Origin of the sequence: Rhodococcus sp. P14, from assembly GCF_000256505.1 — a bacterium.
GTDB lineage: Bacteria > Actinomycetota > Actinomycetes > Mycobacteriales > Mycobacteriaceae > Rhodococcus > Rhodococcus ruber.
Genome location: NZ_AJFC01000389.1, coordinates 1 through 535, shown reverse-complemented (window position 1 = coordinate 535; position 535 = coordinate 1). Strand labels below are relative to the sequence as shown.

The 535-nt window shown below is 65.4% G+C and carries 1 protein-coding gene and 2 tRNA genes; 2 read left to right on the top strand and 1 reads right to left on the bottom strand.

Features of this window, described 5'->3' with window-relative positions; all coding sequences use genetic code 11:
- Positions 1 to 248 (bottom strand): hypothetical protein (locus tag OEY_RS31355; RefSeq protein ID WP_237713814.1); only part of this gene is annotated, 248 nt, incomplete at its 3' end.
- A gap of 88 nt (positions 249 to 336) precedes the next feature.
- Between OEY_RS31355 and OEY_RS0126945 the strand changes: the two genes are divergently transcribed.
- Both OEY_RS0126945 and OEY_RS0126940 read left to right on the top strand, forming a co-directional pair.
- Positions 337 to 409 (top strand) — tRNA-Gly (locus tag OEY_RS0126945).
- 25 nt (positions 410 to 434) lie between these two features.
- Positions 435 to 505, top strand: a tRNA-Cys gene (locus OEY_RS0126940).
- The last annotated feature ends 30 nt before the right edge of the window (positions 506 to 535 follow it).

Below are 535 nucleotides of genomic sequence, written 5' to 3'. Positions count from 1 at the left end.
ACGCTCTTCCACTGAGCCACGGGACCGGGCCGCTTCGCAGCGGCTCGAACGAGAAGGAACATTAACACGCCCATCGGATGAACACGAATCGCCTGGTCGCCTGTGTTTTCGATACCGCGTCGGGATGCCGCGCCCCGAGGGGGCGCGAGTTCCGTGCCCCTCACCGAACGGATCGCCCAGCCGGCGCTCGCTGGCCCGACCCGCCGCCGGAACGGGCCGGGCAGGATCCACCAGGACGGCTCGTCCATGCCCTCACCTGCAGATTTGTGTGTTCTGACGATGGTCGGCTAATGTTCTCAACCGCACCACGGAGAGCACGGCGCCGGGCGGTGCGATGCGGATGTAGCGCAGCTGGTAGCGCATCACCTTGCCAAGGTGAGGGTCGCGGGTTCGAATCCCGTCATCCGCTCGAGAGGTTGGACTCGACCTTTTACGGTGGAGTGGCCGAGTGGTGAGGCAACGGCCTGCAAAGCCGTGCACACGGGTTCGATTCCCGTCTCCACCTCGCGCGATTAGCTCAGCGGGAGAGCGCTTC